This is a genomic window from Pseudonocardia zijingensis, assembly GCF_042657305.1.
Classification (GTDB): domain Bacteria; phylum Actinomycetota; class Actinomycetes; order Mycobacteriales; family Pseudonocardiaceae; genus Pseudonocardia; species Pseudonocardia zijingensis.
Map to the genome: position 1 here is coordinate 1 of NZ_JBHSKO010000035.1, position 16,726 is coordinate 16,726.

Sequence of the window (16,726 nt, forward strand, 5' to 3'; positions counted from 1 at the left end):
ACCACCGGCAGCCCGGCGGCCTCGCCCGCGGCGTCGAGGTCGGCGGTGCTCGCGCGGCCGCGGCGCGGGGTGGCGAGCAGCGCGGCGCCCGCGACCGCCGACGCCGCGAACTGCGGGCGCCACGCCTGCACGACGGCGGCGAACGTGGCCGGACCGCCCCGGGCCAGCGCCCGCGCCGTGTAGGCCTTTTCCGCGAGCACAGGCCGCATGCTGCGCGGCACGAACGGGCGCACCAGTGCGGTGACGAGCGGTACCAGGGCCATCGATGCCGGTTCCTCTCTGCGTCGGTGGCCCGGCAGGCACGTCGGCGGGCGTCCGTTCAACGAGTGCGGGAGGCGGCTGGTTCCAGGCCCCGCATCCCCCATCGCATGGTGCCAGCAACGGCACTCCCGCCGCCCGCGGCACGCGCTCTTCAGCTTCGTCACAGTGACCGTTTGTCACGCTGCTCCCCGGACGAGTGAGCACACGGGCGACGGAGGGGTGAGATGACGGCAGGTGTCCTGGAGAACACCGGGCAGGTGACCGCAGGCCGTCGCCTCGACTGGGTCGACGCCGCCAAGGGGATGTCGATCCTGCTCGTCGTCGCCCACCACGCGATCTGGTTCCTGCAGCGGTCGGGCCAGGCGCCCGCCGCGATCGTGGCGGCCAACGAGGCGCTGGCCTCGCTGCGGATGCCCCTGTTCTTCCTCGCGTCGGGGCTGTTCGCGGCGGGCCCGCTGGCCGCGTCGTGGCGGGTGGTGCTGCACAAGCGGGTCGCGTTCTTCCTCTACCTGTTCGCCATCTGGACGGTCATCAGGTTCACGTTCTTCGCCACGGTCGTGCCGCCGGTCGTGGACCCGGACGACTCGGCCAACCCCGTCGAGTTCGCGCTGGCGCTGTTCCTGCCCGGTCCGAGCATGTGGTTCCTCTACGCGCTCGCCCTGTTCGCGGTGCTCGCCAAGCTGATGCGCCCGCTGCCGGTGTGGCTGCAGCTCGGGGCCTCCGGGCTGCTGTCGGCGCTGGTCGGGGCCGGGGCGCTGGAGCTGGACGGCTCGCGCTGGACCTACATGGCGCGGCTGCTGTTCTTCTTCCTGGTGGGCCTGCACGCCCGCACGCCGGTCGAGCGGCTGGCCGGGCTCACCAGCGTCTTGCGGGTGGCCCTCGCCGTGGCCGGGTGCGTCGGCGCCGCGGGCGTCGCGGTGGTGTTCGGGCTGCGCACCGTGCCCGGCGTCGCGCTCGCCCTGCAGTGCATCGCGGTGGCCACCGGGGTGCTGTTCGCCGCCTGGATCGCGCGGTTGCGCTTCGGCAGGCCGCTGGTCCACCTCGGCCGCCGGACGCTGCCGATCTACCTCATCCACATGCTGTGGCTGGCCCTGATCATGATCGGGGTGCGGCACCTGGAGCTGCCCACCGCGGCGGCCTACGCGCTGCCGTTCGTCATGGTGCCGGTGCTCACGGCGCTCGCGCTGCTCACCCACCGCCTGCTGGTGGCAGCGGGAGCGCGCTGGCTGTTCGAGCTGCCGCCCCGTCTCGCGTACCGCCGCTGACGCCGCGCGCCCCCAACAGGCCGAGCGTGAGGAGCAGGCGGTCGCGGGGATCGGCCACCGAGCGGCCGGTGACGGCCTCGATGCGGCGCATCCGGTAGATCACCGTGTTGCGGTGGCAGAACAGCGCGGCGGCCGCGTGGGTGGGCGAACCGCCCGCGGCCAGCAGCTGCTCGAGGGTCTGCAGGAGCGTGTCGCGGTCGGCGGGCGGCAGGTCGAGCAGCCCCCCGAGACCCGCGCGTACCACGCGCGGCGCGAGCTCCGGGCTGTCGGCGAGCAGCGCCTCCGGCAGTCGCTCGTCCAGCACCGCGAGGCCGGGCCCGTGCAGGGTCCGGGCCGCGGTGTGGGCAAGGCGGTAGCCGGTGTCGAGTTCGCCCAGCCCGTCGACCGGGGGTGAGACGCCCACGCGGCCGGTCGCGCACGGGCGCAGGGCGTCCAACGCGACGCGAGCCGCGCGGTGGCCGAGCGCCGCGACGCCCACCTCGTCACGCGGGCGCAGGGCCCACGCCGACGCGATCCCGACGGCGGCGAGGGCCTCCTGCGGCGCCCGCAGCGCCTCCTCACCCGACGGGTCCGCGGGCGCCACGACGCACAGCACCGGCCCCACCTCGGGCAGCCCGAGCACCGCGGCGGCGTCGCGCAGGAAGACCGGGTCGCTGCCCCGGCCCTCGATGAGCCCGTCCAGCACCGCGTGCCTGCGGCCCAGGTCGTGGCTCTGCAGGCGCAGCTCCTCCTGCCGGTAGGCCTGCACGAGCGCCGAGGAGCTGCCGTCGTTGACCCGCCAGACGTAGCCCGCCGCGTCCAGCAGCGCCTCGTCGTACCCGCCGTCGAAGCGGCGCCGCGACGCCTCCAGCAGCGCCTCCCACAGCACGCGCCCGCCCAGCCGGTAGGCGCGCAGCACCACCTCCAGCGGCACGCCCGCCCGGGCGCGGCGACGGCCGGTGTCCCGGGACGTGTCCTCCGGGTCAACGCCCGCAGGCACCTGGTCGGCGATCACCTGGATCCCGCGCTGCAGGTTCGCCCGCGACGCCGTGCGCAGCTCCTCGAGCATGTCCCGCTCGGCGTAGAGCGGCTCGCGCTGCAGCACGAGCACGGTGAGCCGGTCGGCGAGCCCCTCGACGTCGTCCAGCAGCGCGGTGCCCAGCACGCGCAGCGCCTCGTCGGCCGCGCGCGGCAGCCGCCGGCCCGGGCGCCCTGTGGGCAACATCTGCGCAGAGTGCAGCAGTGCGCACAGCGACGTCCAGTGCAACGGGCACGCTGCCCAGTCGAGCGGTCGCGATGTTGGGCGCCGAGCCCATGGCATCGGTTGGGCGCTGCGCCCAAGGTGTGACGCGGGGCACCGTCGCCCCCGACCCACCGGGAGGACGCAGACCGTGAACCCGCCCGCCGCCGGCCCGGTGTTCGCCGTGGCGGGCGTCGGCGTCCGGTTCGGCGGGCTCGTCGCACTCGACGACGTCTCCCTCGAGGTCCCGGCAGGGTCCGTGCACGGCGTGATCGGGCCGAACGGGGCGGGCAAGACCACGCTGTTCAACGTCTGCTGCGGCTTCGTGCGCCCCGACGAGGGCCGAGTGCTGCGCCACGGCCGGCCGGTGCGCGACCTGCGCCCGCACCGGCTCGCCGCCATGGGCATCGCCCGCACCCTGCAGGGCGTCGGGCTGTTCCGCGGGCTCACGGTGGCCGAGAACGTGATGGTCGGCGCCGACCGGCACCGCCGCGCCGGCTTCGGCTCCACCCTCTTCGCGCTTCCCCGCTCCGACCGCGACGAACGCGCCCTGCGCGAGCGCGCGATGGCCGCCCTCGCCGAGCTGGGCGCCGACGGCGTCGCCGACCGGCTGCCGGGCAGCCTCCCCTACGCCGTGCAGAAGCGGGTGGCGCTGGCCCGCGCCCTCGCCGCCGACCCCGACCTGCTGCTGCTCGACGAACCCGCGAGCGGCCTCGGCGCCGACGAGATGGCCGAGCTCGGCGACCTGATCCGCGGGCTGACCACCCGGATGTCGGTGGTGCTGGTGGAGCACCACATGGACCTGGTGATGGGCGTGTGCGACCGGATCACCGTGCTCGACTTCGGGCGGGTGGTGGCCGACGGCACGCCGGAGGAGGTCCGCGACGACCAGGCGGTCATCGACGCGTACCTGGGTGAGGAGGCGCGGTCGTGAAGGCCCCCGAAGTTCAGGAACGCCACGTTCATGAACCTGGAGGACAGGAACGTGGCGTTCCTGAACCTTCCATGGACCCGTCATGAGCACCGGCAACCTGCAGGTCCGTGGCCTCACGACCGCCTACGGGGCCGTCGTCGCCGTGGACGAGGTCGACCTCGTCGCCGAGCCGGGGCGGATCACCGCGGTCCTCGGCGCCAACGGCGCGGGCAAGACCACGCTCCTGCGGACGATCTCCGGGCTGGTACGGCCGCGGGCGGGGCAGGTGCTGCTCGACGGCGCCGACCTCACCCGGGAGCCCGCCGAGGCGATCGCCCGCGCCGGCATCGCGCACGTCCCCGAGGGCCGCGGGGTGATCACCGAGCTGACGGTGGAGGAGAACCTGCGGCTCGGGGCGCTGCTGGGGGCCTCCCGCCGCCGGACCGACCGGGGCCTCGCCCAGGTCTACGGAATGTTCCCGGCCCTCGCGCAGCGCCGCCGCCAGGACGCCCACGTGCTGTCCGGCGGCGAGCGGCAGATGCTCGTGATCGGGCGGGCGCTGCTCAGCGGGCCGTCGGTGCTCCTGCTGGACGAACCGTCGCTCGGCCTGGCGCCGCGGATCGTCGCGCAGATCTTCGCGCTGGTGCGCGGCCTCGTCGACGCCGAGGGCACCACGGTGCTGCTGGTGGAGCAGAACGCGCGCAGCGCCCTGTCGATCGCCGACGTCGGGGTGGTGCTGAACCTGGGCCGGGTGGTGGCCCGCGAGGACGCCGCCACCCTGGCCGCCGATGCCGCCCTCCGCCACGCCTACCTCGGGTTCTAGGGAGCGCGATGCAGCAGTTCCTCAACGTCACGCTGACGGGGCTCGGCCAGGGCGCGATCTACGCCGCGTTCGCGCTGGCGCTGGTGCTGATCTGGCGCTCCACCCGGATCGTCAACTTCGCCCAGGGCGCGATGGGCATGTTCACGACCTACCTCGCGCTCACGCTGATCGAGGCCGGGCAGTCCTACTGGGTCGGGCTCGTCGTGGCGCTCCTGGCGGGGCTCGTGCTCGGAGCGCTGGTCGAGCGGCTGGTGATCCGGCCGGTGGAGGGCGGCCCGGAGCTGAACGCCGTGATCGTCACGCTGGGGCTCTTCGTCGCGTTGCAGGCGCTGGCCGCGATCCTGTTCGGCTCGACGTTCCGCTCCTTCCCGGCCCCGTTCGACCTGCGCGGGTTCACCGTCGGCGGCGTCAACATCGCGTTCACCGCCAACAGCGTCTACGTGATCGCCGCCGTGGTCGTGGTGATGCTCGCGCTGGTGGCGCTGTTCCGGTTCACCGACCTCGGCCTGCAGATGCGGGCGGCCGCGTTCAGCCAGGAGGTCTCGCGGCTGCTCGGCGTGCGGGTGGGCCGGATGCTGACGCTCGGCTGGGCGCTCGCGGCCGTCGTCGGGTCGCTGGCGGGGCTGCTCATCGCCGGGGGGAGCCTGGTCTTCCCCGCCTACATGGACGCGGTGATCGTCTACGGGTTCGTCGCCGCCGTGCTGGGCGGGCTCGAGTCGCCGGGCGGCGCGGTCGTCGGCGGACTCGCGATCGGGCTGCTCCTGTCGTACGTCAGCGGCTACCTGGGCAGCGAGCTCGTCGCGCTGGCCGCGCTGGCGATCCTCGTGGCCGTGCTGCTCGTGCGGCCGCAGGGCCTGTTCGCCCGCACCGCCGCCCGGAGGGTGTGATGGTGCAGCAGACCGATCGGCCCGCCACCCTCGCCACCGCGGCGCCCGCCCGCCGGTGGTGGCGGTGGCGGCCGCGCTCGACGTTCGCCCGCCACGGGCTGGCGGTGCTGCTCGCGCTGGTCGCCGTCGTGCTGGTGCTGGAGTTCACCAGCCCGTTCCGCAACTCGCAGTTCGCCACAATGGCGTACTACGCGATCGCCGCGGCCGGGCTGACCGTGCTGACCGGACTCAACGGCCAGATCTCCCTCGGCCACGGCGCGCTGATGGCCGTCGGCGCGTACACCACCGGCCTGCTGCTCGGGCCGGAGGGCGACGGCGCGCTGCCGCTCCCGGTGGTCATGGTGGTCGCCGCGGCCGTGACGGCGCTGGTCGGCGCGGTGGTCGGGGCCGCGGCCGCCCGGCTGCACGGGCCCTACCTGGCCGGGGCGACGCTCGCGCTGGCCGTCGCCGTGCCCGGCCTGGCGATCTACTTCGACCACGTGCTCGGCGGCGAACAGGGCCTGCGCATCGCCTCGCCGGATGTCCCGGGCTGGTTCGACGCCACCGTCTGGTTCCTGTTCGCGCACGAGACGCCGAGCGCGAAGTACCTCGCCTACCTGGGCTGGGGCACGCTGCTGCTCGTCCTGCTGCTGCTGGCCAACCTGATGGCCGGGCGCGTCGGGCGGGTCTGGCGCGCCGTGCGCGACGACGAGGTGGCCGCCGAGCTCGCCGGGATCCGGCTGGGCCGGGTGCGGGTGCTCGCGTTCGTGGTGAGCGCGGCCTGCGCGGGTCTCGCCGGCGCGGTGCTCGGCGTCGTCGTGCGGCTCGCCGCCCCGAGCGGGTTCACGATCGTGCTCTCGCTCGGGCTGCTCACCGCCGTGGTGGTCGGCGGGCTCGGCAGCCTCGTCGGCGCCCTGCTCGGCAGCGCGCTGCTGGTGTTCCTGCCGCCCGCCGTCACCAACATCGGCACCGCCGCCGGGCTGGACGGCACGCAGGCCGCCCAGCTCGCCCCGTTCGTCTACGGCGTGGTGCTGGTGCTCGTGATGCTGCTCGCCCCGACGGGGGCGGTGGGCGTGCTGAAGGACGTCTGGGGTCGCCGGAGGAGGACACGATGAAGGCACGACGGGTGTGCGCCACGCTGGCGGCGGCGCTGCTGCTCAGCGCGTGCGGCGCGGCAGGGCGGCCGGCCGAGGGCGGCGGTGGGGCCGAGCCGCAGGTGGGCATCACCGACACGGCGGTGAAGGTGGGCGCGCACTTCCCGCTCACCGGCGTGGCCGCGCCCGGCTACAGCGAGATCCCGACGGGTGCGCAGGCCTACTTCGACTTCGTCAACGCTGCGGGCGGCGTGCACCGCAGGCAGATCGAGTACGTCTTCCGCGACGACGCCTACAACCCCACCCAGACCAGCCAGGTGGTCAACGAGCTGGTGCTGCAGGACCAGGTCTTCGCGATCATGGGCGGGCTCGGCACGCCCACCCACTCGGCCGTGCTCGACCACCTCAACAGCGAGGGCGTGCCCGACCTGTTCGTCTCCTCCGGCTCGCTCCTGTGGGACCAGCCCGCGGAGAACCCGATGACGTTCGGCTGGCAGCCCGACTACGAGATCGAGGCCAAGATCATCGGGCAGTACGTGGCGCAGAACTTCCCGGACGCCCGCGTCGGCCTGTTCCTGCAGGACGACGACCTCGGCCGCGACGCGGAGATCGGGGCCCGCCGCTACCTGGAGGGGCAGATCGTGGCCGCCGAGCGGTACACGCCCGGCAACACCGACGTGGCCCCGCAGATCGCCGCGCTGCAGGCGGCGGGCGCCGACCTCGTGATCGGGTTCAACGTGCCGTCCTACACGGCGCTGTCGCAGCTGCAGTCGCTGCGGTTGAACTACAAGCCGCAGTGGATCTACTCCAACATCGGCTCCGACCCGGCGCTGGTCGGCTCACTGCTCGCGCGCTTCTCCGAGGGCGCCGTCACCGACGCCGGGCTCCTCGAGGGCGTGCTGACCACCGAGTACCTCCCCGGCGTCGACACCCCGGACAACCCGTGGACCCAGCTGTTCCAGCGCGTCTGGGACGCCCACGGCGGCGACGGCGAACTCACCAACTACCGCATCTACGGCATGTCCGAGGCGTACACGTTCGTGCAGGCGCTGCAGGCCGCTGGCCCGAACCCGACGCGCGAGGGCATCGTCGAGGCGGTGGAGCGCTCCGGCTCCACGTTCGAGGGGCCGTGGGTGGCGCCCTTCCGGTACTCGGCCGACCGGCACGCCGGGATCTCGGGCGTCCAGGTCACCCGGATCGCCGGTGGCACCACGGAGAACCTCACCCCCGTGCTCGTGACCGACAACGGCGACGCCCCGATCACCGAGGCCACCGGCGAGCCGGCCGCGCCCCCGGCCGACGGCATCCCGGACGTGCAGCCGGTGAGCTAGCGGCCCCTGCCCCCGGAGTTCAGGAAAGCCACATTCAGGGCCTCTACGGCCTTGAATGTGGCTTTCCTGCACCTGGGGAGGCACTCGCTAGGTGCGGGAGCGCGGCCTGGGTGAGCAGCACGGGCCCGAGGACGTTGGTGCCCCACATCGTCGCCGCGTCTCCGGCGGTGATGCCGCCCAGCGCGGCGGGCCGGCCCATGCCGGCGTTGTTGACCAGGACGTCGAGGCGTCCGCGCCCGGCGAGCGCCGCGGCGACGATCCCCTCGACGTCCCCGGGCCGGGCGACGTCGGCGACGTGGGTGCGGATGCCGGGGTGGCGGGCCGCGGTGCCGGCCAGCGCGTCCGCCCGCCTGCCGACCACGAGCACGTCCGCGCCCCGCTCGGCCAGGTCGGCCGCCACGGCGCGACCGATGCCCGACCCGCCCCCGGTGACCACGGCGGTCCGCCCCGCCCACCCGCTTCCGGAATCTTCGATCATGTCGGCGACGCTAGGTACTGACACGGGTGTCAAGGTCAAGGACGGAGCTGGGCGGATGCTGATCGGTGAGCTGTCCCGCCGGACCGGGGTGAGCCCCCGGTCCCTGCGCTACTACGAGCAGCACGGGCTCCTGCGGTCGAGCCGCACCGCGAACGGGTGGCGCGACTACGACGAGACCGCCGAGCACAGGGCGCGCACCGTCGCCGAGATGCTCGCCGCGGGGTTGACGATCGAGGGCGTGAAGGAGCTCGGACCGTGCCTGGACCAGCCTGACCTGGACGCCTGCGACGACCCCACCGTCGCGCTGGCCACCTACCGCGCCCGGCTCGCGGTGGTGGAACAGCGCATGGCGGCCCTGCAGCGGCACCGCGACGAGCTGGCCCGCCGGGTCGAGGCGCTCGCCGCCCGATGAGCGGGCCCGGTCAGGGGACGGTCGTGGCCGGGGGCACGTCCGACGAGCGCCTCGACCGGCGGATTTGACCTCGAGCCGGGTTCAGCTCGAACACTGGCGCGGAGCCCCGGGTCGCCGGCCCGGACCGACCGGAGGAGGTCCCGTGTCCTACCCGCACCCCCGCTACCTCGGCACCACCGGGGAGATCAACGCGACGTACCGCCCCGCGAGCACGCCGCCCGACTTCGTGTCCAAACCGGTGAGCTCGTCCGGCCCGACGGTGGGGTCCGGCACCGCCTACCACTACCTGGCCACCACGGCGACCAGCGACGGCGACTTCGGGCTCTACCGCGTCGACATGGGCCCGGACTTCGGCGGGCCTGCGACGCACTTCCACCGGGCGATGGCGGAGTCGTTCTTCGTGCTGTCGGGGACCCTGGCGCTGTTCGACGGCGAGCGCTGGGTGAACGGCACCGCCGGCGACTACCTGTACGTCCCGCCGGGCGGGCTGCACGCGTTCCGCAACGATTCCGGTGAGCCCGTGTCGATGCTGATGCTCTTCACCCCCGGGGCGCCGCGCGAGGCCTACTTCGAGGGCGTGACGGAGCTGGCCGGCATGACCGACGACGAGCGCGCGAGGTTCTTCATCGACCACGACAGCTTCTTCGTCTGACGGCGACCGTCAGTCCGGGGGCGGGAGCACGCAGAACTCGTTGCCCTCCGGGTCGGCGAGCACCACCCACGGGTGCTCCGGCGCGTCGGCGAGGCGGGTGGCGCCGAGGTCGACCAGCCGCTGGATCTCGGCCTCCTGGGTGCCGGTGGCGGGGGCGATGTCCAGGTGCAGCCGGTTCTTGCCCGCCCGTGGCTCGGGCACGGGCTGGAACAGCAGCAGCGGCCCCTCCCCCGTGCTGATCTGCACGTACTCGACGCCGTGCGCGTCGCGCCACCGCCCGTCGACCTCGGCCCCGAGGGCCGCGCACCAGAACGTGGCGCACCGCTCGGCGTCCCGGCAGTCGACGGCCACCGCGATCAGCCTGCTGACCATGCCGGTGGCCTTCCCCCGCGCACCGGCCCGGGAAACCCCTGTAACGCGCGTCCGGGCCCGGGAGATGACGAGTTGTCGATCATCACTCGCGCTGTCGGGGGGGAACCGTGCTAGTGCGCGTCGAAGAGCACGCTCACGGACTCGCCGTTGTGGATGCGCCGCACCGCCTCGGCGAGCGCGGGGGCGATCGAGAGCACGGTGAGCTTGGGTGCCCGCTCGGCGCCCGGCACCGGCACGGTGTTGGTGCACACGATCTCCGCGACGTCGTCGCGCCCGCCGATGCGGTCGAGCGCGCCGTCGCTGAACAGGCCGTGCGTGCACGCCACGCGGGCGGAGGCGATGTCGTGGTCGACGAGCCGGTCGAGCAGTTCGACGATCGTGCTGCCGCGGGCGATCTCGTCGTCGAGCACCACCACGTCCTTGCCGCGGACGTCGCCGATGATCGAGCTGATGACGACCTTGTCGTCGGAGATCCGCTCCTTCGCCCCGGCGGCGACGGGCAGGCCGAGCAGCCGGGCGAATCGGGACGCCTCCTTGGCGTTGCCGAGGTCGGGCGACACGACGACGGAGTTGGACAGGTCGCTCGCGCGGAAGTGGCCCGCCAGCTCGTGCAGCGCGTGCAGGTGGTCGACCGGCACCCCGAAGAAGCCGTGGACCTGCGGGGAGTGCAGCGTCATCGTCAGCACGCGGTCGGCGCCCGCGGTCTGCAGGAGATCGGCCACCAGCCGGGCGCCGATCGAGATCCGCGGCGCGTCCTTCTTGTCCGAGCGGGCGTACGCGAAGTGCGGCATCACCACGGTGATGCGGGCGGCCGACGCCCCGCGGGCGGCGTCGAGCATGAGGAGCAGCTCCACGAGGTGCTCCTGCACCGGCGCCACCAGGGGCTGGACGATGAACACGTCCCGCTCCCGGCAGTTCGCCTGCAGCTGGACCTCGAGGCAGTCGTTGGAGAACCGGGTGAGCCGCGACGGCGCGAGCGGCACCTCCAGGTGGTGGCAGATCGCGGCCGAGAGCTCGCGGTGGGCCGAGCCGCTGAAGATCGTGATCTCCTTCACCGCGCGCTCCACTCGTGACGGCGGGCGTCGAGCAGCGGGGCCTGCAGCTGCGCCCACGGCGACAGCTCGCCCGCGCCGGCCGCGGTGAGGAACGCGTCCCAGCTCCACCACTCCACGGACTCGACCTCGTCGGGCCGCGCCTGCGGTTCGCCGACGAGCGTGCAGACGTACACGGGGCAGCGCTCGTTCTCCTCGACGCCGCCCGCGGCGGCCCGGTAGGCGAAGTCGGGGAGCACGAGGCGCAGGTCGACGGCGCCCAGGCCGAGCTCGTCGGCGAGCCGGCGCCGGACGGCGTCCTCGACGGCCTCGCCGGGCGCGGGGTGGCCGCAGCAGGTGTTGGTGCGCACGCCGGGGAAGGTCACCTTGTCCCGGGCGCGCCGGGTGACGAGCAGCCGTCCGTCCTCGTCGAAGCCGTAGCACGAGAAGGCCAGATGCAGCGGAGTGGTCGGCCCGTGCACCGTGGCCTTGTCGGCGGCGCCGATGGCGCGACCTGCGTCGTCGAGGAGCACGACCTGCTCAGGGGGGCTCACGGCGCTCACGGTAGCCGACCTCGGACCAGCGTTCAGGCTCGGCGGAGACGGCCGACGGGCCGCCCCGGACCAGGAGGGATCCTGACGTGATGTCCCGCGGACCGACCCGTCCCCGCGCCGCCGCCGCGGTCGTCACGCTGGCGCTCGCGGTCGACATGTTCCTCTACGGCAGCCTCGTGCCGCTGCTGCCGGACCTGCCCGCGGTGGCCGGGTCCGCGGGCGCCGCGGGGCTGCTCTTCGCGGCGTACGCGGTGGCGATGCTCGTGGCCACCCCGGTGGTGGGCCGCTGGGTGGACCGCAGCGGCCCGCGGGCCCCGCTGCTCGCCGGCCTCGCGGCGCTCGCCGCCGCCACCCTGCTGTTCGCCGTCGTGATCGACGTGCCGGGCTGGGCCGGGCTCGCGGTGCTCTCGCTCGCGCGGGCAGCGCAGGGCGTCGCGGCGGCGGCGAGCTGGGCGGCCGGGCTGGCGCTGATCGCGAGCACGCACCCGCCGGAGCGGCGGGGCACCGTGATGGGGTTCGCCCTGTCCGCGGTGGGATTCGGGGTGCTGCTCGGGCCGGCCGTCTCCGGGTTCCTCGCCGACGCGTTCGGGCCGCGTGCCCCGTTCGTGCTGGTCGCGGTGCTGGCCGCAGCCGACGCCGTGGCCCGCGTCGTGTGGGTGGGGCCCACGGCGGACGCGCCGGCGTCGGCCCCGTTGCGGGAGGTCGCGCGCGGACCGCAGGCCGGGCTGCTGATCGGGCTCACCGCGCTCGGGGCGGCGGCGATCGCGTTCCCCGAGCCGGTGCTGCCGCTGCACCTGTCGGCGCTCGGGCTCGGCGCCACCGGGATCGGGCTGGTGTTCGGCGCGGCCGCGCTGCTCGGCGGGCTCACGGCCCCGCTCGCCGGGGTGGTCACCGACCGGTTCGGGGCGGCCCGGGTGGCCGCCGCCGGCACGTCGGTGGCGGCGGTCGGCTTCGTGCTCTGCGGGCTGCCGGTGGCAGGCGCGTCGATCGCCGGGGTGCTGGTGGTGGGGGTCGGCGCGCAACTCTTGCTCGCCCCCACGCTCGTGCTGATCGGCACGCTCGCCGAGCACATCCAGCCGCCCGCCTACGGCGCGGCGTACGCGCTCTACAACCTCGCCTACACCGCGGGGCTCGCCGTGGCACCGCTCGCGGCAGGCACGGCGGCCGCCCTCGCCGGCGTGGCGGCCACGACGGTCGCCGCCGCGGCGGTGGCCGCCCTCACCGGGGCCTACCTCCTGGTCCGCGGCCGCCCCGCCCGTTCAGGAACGCCACGTTCCTGAACCTGGAGGACAGGAACGTGGCGTTCCTGAACTTCCCGGGACCCTCAGCGGCGGGGCAGGCCGTACCAACGGGTGGCCGTGCCACCGCGCACCTGCGCCAGCCCCGCCTCGTCGACGCCCGCGGCGGCCACCGCGGCATCCAGGTCGCGGACCGCGGTGGCGTAGTCGGCGCGCACGGTGACCACGGGCCAGTTGCTGGCCAGCATCAGGCGGTCCGGGCCGAACGCCGCCACGGCGTGGGCGACGGCGGGCGCGATCGCGGCGGGATCCCACCGCGGCCAGGCCGAGAGCAGGTCCACCCCGATCGAGACCTTCATCGCCACGTTCGGGCAGGCGGCGAGGGCGGCGAGCCGCGCGACCCAGCCGTCGAGGTCACCGGTCTCCAGCGGCGGGCGGGCGAGGTGGTCGACGACGATCCGCAGCTCGGGCACCTGCCGGGCGAGCGCGACCACGGCCTCGACCTGGCCGTCGGTGACCGGGACGACGTCCCAGGCCAGGTCGGCGGCGGCGAGCGTCGCCATCAGCCCGGGGTCGAGCCAGTCGAGCGGCTCACGGCCCACGAGGCAGCGCACCCCGCACCAGCGGCGGCGGTCGGCGCGGGCGAGCTCGGCGCGGGCCCGCTCCGGGTCGGCGAGCGGCAGCCAGCCGACCACGCCCGCCGCCTGCGGGAACGCGGCGGCGTACGCGGCGAGGCGGTCGTTCTCGTCCGGGGTGTCGACCGACTCGACGATGACGGTGGCGTCGACGCCCGCCGCGGTCATCAGCGGCGCGAGGTCGGCGGGCTCGAAGTCGGCGGCGAGCTCGGTGTGCGCGGGGTGGCGCCACGGCTGCTCCTGCAGGGCCGTCCGCCAGAAGTGGTGGTGGGTGTCGATGATCATGAGCCGCTCCACCGCGGTGCCCGGCGTGCGACGAACGCGGCCACGCCCTCGCGGAAGTCGGCGCTGGCGTAGCAGTCGGCGATGACGTCGTCGGCGTCGACATCACCCGAGCCGTCGGCGGCGGCGAGCCGCCGGTCGATCTCCTTGAGCCCGGCCAGGGTGCGGGGCGCTCCCGCGGCGATCCGCTCGGTGATCTCCGCGGCGGTGGCGTCCAGCTCGTCGGGCGGGACGACGGCGTGCACGAAGCCGGCGGCCGCGGCCTCGTGGGCGTCGATCGTGCGGGAGGTCAGCAGCATGCCCATCGTGCGGGAGACGCCGAGGCGGCGCTGCAGCCGGGCGACGACCGCCGGGGCGAGGACGTTGCCCAGCGTGCGCGCGATGGGCGCGCCGAACTTCGCGCGGTCGGTGGCCACGAGCACGTCGCAGCAGGCGGCCAGCGCCAGCCCACCGCCCACGGCGGGCCCGTCGACGACGCCGAGCACGGGCACCGGCACCGCGAGCAGGTCTTCGAGCACGGCGCCGACGCGGCGCTCGTACTCCAGGCCGTCGGCGGCGGCGGTGAACTCGGTGAATTGCGCGATGTCGGTGCCGGCCGCGAACGCCTCGCCCGCCCCACGCAGCACGACGACGCGCAGGTCGGCCTCGGAGCGGGCCGCGACGCAGAGCTTCTGCAGCTCGTCGTACATCTCCCAGGTCAGTGCGTTGCGCCGGGCCGGGTTGGCGAGCTCGACGTGCAGCACCGGGCCGTCGCGGCGGCTCCGCACCGCACCGGCGGGTCGTGAGTGGATACGAGTGCCAGGGCCCTCGTTCCCACTCACGGGGAGCAGTTCCTCGTTGTGTTGCCCCAGCCGCGGCGGCGGGCGGCGGACCACGGCCGGCGTGCCGGACAGGTGCAGCGGCGAGGACAGCACGGGGACGGGGCCGTCGGCCGGGTCGTCCACGGTGCTCACCAGCCCGCGTGCCTTCACGTGCGGGTCCTCCTCCAGCACCTGCTGGTAGTCCTGGATCGGCCCGGCCGGCACACCCGCGGCGAGCAGCCTCTCCACCCACGTGGCCGTGTCCTCGGCGGCGAGACGGCGCTCCAGCTCGGTGACCAGCTCGGCGCGGTGCGCCATCCGGTCGTCGTTGCGGGCGAAGCGCGGGTCGTCCACGAGGTCAGGCGCGTCGAGGGCCCGGCACAGCCGCTGCCACAGCCGCTCGTTGTTGGCCCCCACCGTGACGTAGCCGTCGCGCGTGGCGAGCGCCTGGTAGGGCGCCGACATCCGGTGGGCGGACCCGAGGGGCTGCGGCGGCTTCCCGGTGGCCCAGAACTCCGTGGACTCCCACACCGACAGCGCGAGCGCCGCCTCGAACAGCGACGTCTCCACGTACTGGCCCTGCCCGGTGCGCTGCCGCGACGTCCACGCGGCGAGGACCCCGACGGCCGTGAACAGGCCGGCCCCGAGGTCGGCGATCGGGATCCCCGACTTCACCGGCCGGTCCCCCGGCTCGCCGGTGACGCTCATGACGCCGGCCATCGCCTGCGCGATCAGGTCGTAGCCGGGCCGGTCGGCGTACGGGCCGGTCTGGCCGAACCCGGACACGCTCGCGTAGATCAGGCCGGGGTTGAGCGGGCGGAGCGTCTCGTAGTCGACCCCGAGCTTCGCCGCGACGCCGGGGCGCCAGTTCTCCACCACGACGTCGGCGGAGCGCACGAGCTCGTGGAAGGTCGCGCGACCCTCGTCGGACTTGAGGTCGAGCGTGACGCTGCGCTTGTTGCGGTTGAGCGCGCGGAACGCGCCCGGGTGCGCGAACGCCGAGCGCGTCTGGTCGCCCGACTCCGGGTTCTCCACCTTCACGACGTCCGCGCCGAGGTCGGCGAGGATCATCGTGCAGAACGGCCCGGCCATGACCTGGGTCAGGTCGAGCACGGTCATGCCGTGGAGTGCGCCCTCAGGGGTCGCCATGCGTCGTTCCCTCCGGTCAGGTGGTGGCGAGGACCGTGTTGACCTCGGTGATGAAGGCCTGCGCCGCCTCGCGCGTGGGGGTTCCCGCGAAGACGATGCTCTCGTACGCGCGCACGAACGCGTTCTCGAAGCTCGCCTGGTACCCCGGCGGGTAGACGACGCTGACCGGCTCCTGGGCCACGATCCGCTGGTACAGGTCGAGCTCGGCCCGCTTCAGCGCGGGCAGCGCCGGGTCGTCGAGCTGCTGCTGCAGGTGCCTGCTGTTGGTGACCGCGCCGTTGGCCGAGAGGAACGCCTTTGCGCCCGCGTCGTCGTTGACGAAGAAGTCGATGAACGCGGCCGCGGTCGGGATGTTGTCGCAGGTGGCCGGGATCGCGAAGCCCGAGGTGAACAGCACGTTGCCGGGGCCGGCCGGCCCGGCGGGCAGCGGCAGGGTGACCAGCTGCTGGCCGGGCTGCGTGCCGTCGAGCGTCTTCTGCGCCGGGGTGAGCGCGTTGCCCGGCAGGTTGTCGGCGAGCACCTTGCCCTGCGCGACGAAGCGCTGTTCGGTCTGGTCGGGCTCCTCGGCGTTCACCTCCGGGGTGGGGGTGAGGCCCGCGGCGCGGATGCGCTCCCACATGTCCCAGTACTCCACGAGCAGGTCCTCGGAGAAGCCGAGTTGCCGGTCGGCGAACAGCGACTCGCCGCGCCCGGCGACGTAGGCGATGAAGTTGTTGGGCAGCCCGCCGCCCAGGTTGACGGCGGGGATCCCCTCGGGCAGCCCGGGCTGCGCGCGCTGGAGCCAGCCGGCGAACGCCTCCCAGTCGTACCCCTCGGGCGGCAGGCCGGCCCCCGACTGCTCGGCGAGCGTCCGGTTCACGGTCATCGCGTCGTACGCGGCCCCGTACGGGATCATGTAGAGCTTGCCGTCGAGCCCGCGGCCGGTGTCGAGCACCTCCGGCGGGATGTCCGAGACGTCGATCGTCCCGGCGTCGATCATCGGCTGCAGGTCGAGCAGCACGTTCTTGGTGGTGTAGTCGTTGAGCTGGCGGCCCTGCAGCTGCGTGGCGCACGGCAGGTTGCCGCTGGAGGCCTGCACGTTGAGCCGCTCCATGTAGGCCTGGAAGTCGGCCGACTCCCCCTCCACCGAGGTGCCCGGGTGTGCGGCCGTGAACAGGTCGATCACCGCGTTGGTGACCTCGTTGCGGGGGCCGGAGCCCCACCACGCGACGCGGATGGTGCCGGTGACCTCGCCGGTGCCGTCCGCGCCCGCGTTGGGGTTGTCGCCGATGCGCGTGCCCCCGGCGCAGCCGGTGGCCACCAGCGCGAGCGCGACCGTGCCGGCCGCGAGAGCTTTCGTGAACACCCTTGT

The 16,726-nt window shown here is 74.4% G+C and carries 18 protein-coding genes; 9 read left to right on the top strand and 9 right to left on the bottom strand.

Annotated features, from left to right (window positions below; all coding sequences use genetic code 11):
* Positions 1–263 (bottom strand): hypothetical protein (locus ACFPL3_RS38265; protein WP_379590659.1); only part of this gene is annotated, 263 nt, incomplete at its 3' end.
* A 222-nt stretch (positions 264–485) separates the two neighbouring features.
* Here ACFPL3_RS38265 and ACFPL3_RS38270 point away from each other — a divergent pair.
* Complete coding sequence (locus ACFPL3_RS38270; RefSeq protein WP_343945042.1) at positions 486–1,526, top strand: acyltransferase family protein; 1,041 nt, start codon at positions 486–488, stop codon at positions 1,524–1,526.
* On the opposite strand, the gene ACFPL3_RS38275 is transcribed toward ACFPL3_RS38270, so the two are convergent.
* Positions 1,450–2,730, bottom strand: coding sequence for a PucR family transcriptional regulator (locus ACFPL3_RS38275; protein ID WP_343945041.1), 1,281 nt, complete (start codon positions 2,728–2,730; stop codon positions 1,450–1,452). The two genes, ACFPL3_RS38270 and ACFPL3_RS38275, sit on opposite strands and share 77 nt — an antisense overlap.
* A gap of 166 nt (positions 2,731–2,896) precedes the next feature.
* On the opposite strand from ACFPL3_RS38275, the gene ACFPL3_RS38280 reads away from it, so the two are divergent.
* From ACFPL3_RS38280 to ACFPL3_RS38300, 5 genes are all read left to right on the top strand, one after another.
* Positions 2,897–3,679: an ABC transporter ATP-binding protein gene (locus ACFPL3_RS38280; protein ID WP_343945040.1), complete on the top strand. Its 783-nt coding sequence runs from the start codon at positions 2,897–2,899 to the stop codon at positions 3,677–3,679.
* Between the two features lie 82 nt (positions 3,680–3,761).
* The gene (locus ACFPL3_RS38285) at positions 3,762–4,481 is read left to right on the top strand and encodes an ABC transporter ATP-binding protein (protein WP_343945039.1); all 720 of its coding nucleotides are present in this window, start codon (positions 3,762–3,764) and stop codon (positions 4,479–4,481) included.
* A gap of 8 nt (positions 4,482–4,489) precedes the next feature.
* On the top strand, positions 4,490–5,368 hold the full coding sequence (locus tag ACFPL3_RS38290) for a branched-chain amino acid ABC transporter permease (RefSeq protein WP_343945038.1): 879 nt from the start codon (positions 4,490–4,492) through the stop codon (positions 5,366–5,368).
* Entirely contained in the window at positions 5,368–6,462 is a 1,095-nt protein-coding gene (locus tag ACFPL3_RS38295) for a branched-chain amino acid ABC transporter permease (protein ID WP_343945037.1), read from the top strand. The genes ACFPL3_RS38290 and ACFPL3_RS38295 overlap by 1 nt, the downstream gene beginning before the upstream one ends.
* Complete coding sequence (locus tag ACFPL3_RS38300; protein WP_343945036.1) at positions 6,459–7,772, top strand: ABC transporter substrate-binding protein; 1,314 nt, start codon at positions 6,459–6,461, stop codon at positions 7,770–7,772. Before ACFPL3_RS38295 ends, ACFPL3_RS38300 begins: the two co-directional genes overlap by 4 nt.
* Before the next feature lie 43 nt (positions 7,773–7,815).
* On the opposite strand, the gene ACFPL3_RS38305 is transcribed toward ACFPL3_RS38300, so the two are convergent.
* On the bottom strand, positions 7,816–8,250 hold the full coding sequence (locus tag ACFPL3_RS38305; RefSeq protein ID WP_343945035.1) for an SDR family oxidoreductase: 435 nt from the start codon (positions 8,248–8,250) through the stop codon (positions 7,816–7,818).
* Between the two features lie 55 nt (positions 8,251–8,305).
* Here ACFPL3_RS38305 and ACFPL3_RS38310 point away from each other — a divergent pair, with 55 nt between their 5' ends.
* Together ACFPL3_RS38310 and ACFPL3_RS38315 are read left to right on the top strand one after the other, a co-directional pair.
* Complete coding sequence (locus ACFPL3_RS38310) at positions 8,306–8,662, top strand: MerR family transcriptional regulator (protein ID WP_343945034.1); 357 nt, start codon at positions 8,306–8,308, stop codon at positions 8,660–8,662.
* A gap of 142 nt (positions 8,663–8,804) precedes the next feature.
* Complete coding sequence (locus ACFPL3_RS38315) at positions 8,805–9,314, top strand: cupin domain-containing protein (protein ID WP_343945033.1); 510 nt, start codon at positions 8,805–8,807, stop codon at positions 9,312–9,314.
* Between the two features lie 9 nt (positions 9,315–9,323).
* On the opposite strand, the gene ACFPL3_RS38320 is transcribed toward ACFPL3_RS38315, so the two are convergent.
* From ACFPL3_RS38320 to idi, 3 genes are all read right to left on the bottom strand, one after another.
* On the bottom strand, positions 9,324–9,686 hold the full coding sequence (locus tag ACFPL3_RS38320) for a VOC family protein (protein ID WP_343945032.1): 363 nt from the start codon (positions 9,684–9,686) through the stop codon (positions 9,324–9,326).
* Positions 9,687–9,796: 110 nt separating this feature from the next.
* On the bottom strand, positions 9,797–10,741 hold the full coding sequence (locus ACFPL3_RS38325) for a ribose-phosphate diphosphokinase (RefSeq protein WP_343945031.1): 945 nt from the start codon (positions 10,739–10,741) through the stop codon (positions 9,797–9,799).
* The gene (gene idi / locus ACFPL3_RS38330) at positions 10,738–11,271 is read right to left on the bottom strand and encodes an isopentenyl-diphosphate Delta-isomerase (RefSeq protein ID WP_343945030.1); all 534 of its coding nucleotides are present in this window, start codon (positions 11,269–11,271) and stop codon (positions 10,738–10,740) included. Before idi ends, ACFPL3_RS38325 begins: the two co-directional genes overlap by 4 nt.
* 89 nt (positions 11,272–11,360) lie before the next feature.
* Between idi and ACFPL3_RS38335 the strand changes: the two genes are divergently transcribed.
* Positions 11,361–12,551 (top strand): MFS transporter, encoded by a 1,191-nt coding sequence (locus ACFPL3_RS38335; protein ID WP_343945029.1) that lies wholly within the window; start codon positions 11,361–11,363, stop codon positions 12,549–12,551.
* A 44-nt stretch (positions 12,552–12,595) separates the two neighbouring features.
* Here ACFPL3_RS38335 and ACFPL3_RS38340 read toward each other — a convergent pair whose 3' ends face one another.
* Genes ACFPL3_RS38340 through ACFPL3_RS38350 form a run of 3 tightly spaced genes read right to left on the bottom strand, consistent with a single transcriptional unit; the run spans position 12,596 to position 16,720 of the window.
* Positions 12,596–13,429, bottom strand: a complete 834-nt coding sequence (locus tag ACFPL3_RS38340) for an amidohydrolase family protein (protein WP_343945028.1) — start codon at positions 13,427–13,429, stop codon at positions 12,596–12,598.
* The gene (locus ACFPL3_RS38345; protein WP_343945027.1) at positions 13,426–15,375 is read right to left on the bottom strand and encodes an enoyl-CoA hydratase; all 1,950 of its coding nucleotides are present in this window, start codon (positions 15,373–15,375) and stop codon (positions 13,426–13,428) included. The genes ACFPL3_RS38340 and ACFPL3_RS38345 overlap by 4 nt, the downstream gene beginning before the upstream one ends.
* 16 nt (positions 15,376–15,391) lie before the next feature.
* Complete coding sequence (locus tag ACFPL3_RS38350) at positions 15,392–16,720, bottom strand: ABC transporter substrate-binding protein (RefSeq protein ID WP_343945026.1); 1,329 nt, start codon at positions 16,718–16,720, stop codon at positions 15,392–15,394.
* Between the last annotated feature and the right edge of the window lie 6 nt (positions 16,721–16,726).

Coding starts and splice junctions, on each gene's coding strand:
- ACFPL3_RS38290 (WP_343945038.1), top strand. CDS start 4,490: ATGCAGCAGTTCCTCAACGTCACGCTGACGGGGCTCGGCCAGGGCGCG.
- ACFPL3_RS38300 (WP_343945036.1), top strand. CDS start 6,459: ATGAAGGCACGACGGGTGTGCGCCACGCTGGCGGCGGCGCTGCTGCTC.
- ACFPL3_RS38305 (WP_343945035.1), bottom strand. CDS start 8,250: ATGATCGAAGATTCCGGAAGCGGGTGGGCGGGGCGGACCGCCGTGGTC.
- ACFPL3_RS38275 (WP_343945041.1), bottom strand. CDS start 2,730: ATGTTGCCCACAGGGCGCCCGGGCCGGCGGCTGCCGCGCGCGGCCGAC.
- ACFPL3_RS38310 (WP_343945034.1), top strand. CDS start 8,306: ATGCTGATCGGTGAGCTGTCCCGCCGGACCGGGGTGAGCCCCCGGTCC.
- ACFPL3_RS38340 (WP_343945028.1), bottom strand. CDS start 13,429: ATGATCATCGACACCCACCACCACTTCTGGCGGACGGCCCTGCAGGAG.
- ACFPL3_RS38345 (WP_343945027.1), bottom strand. CDS start 15,375: ATGGCGACCCCTGAGGGCGCACTCCACGGCATGACCGTGCTCGACCTG.
- ACFPL3_RS38320 (WP_343945032.1), bottom strand. CDS start 9,686: ATGGTCAGCAGGCTGATCGCGGTGGCCGTCGACTGCCGGGACGCCGAG.
- ACFPL3_RS38295 (WP_343945037.1), top strand. CDS start 5,368: ATGGTGCAGCAGACCGATCGGCCCGCCACCCTCGCCACCGCGGCGCCC.
- ACFPL3_RS38270 (WP_343945042.1), top strand. CDS start 486: ATGACGGCAGGTGTCCTGGAGAACACCGGGCAGGTGACCGCAGGCCGT.
- ACFPL3_RS38285 (WP_343945039.1), top strand. CDS start 3,762: ATGAGCACCGGCAACCTGCAGGTCCGTGGCCTCACGACCGCCTACGGG.
- ACFPL3_RS38335 (WP_343945029.1), top strand. CDS start 11,361: ATGTCCCGCGGACCGACCCGTCCCCGCGCCGCCGCCGCGGTCGTCACG.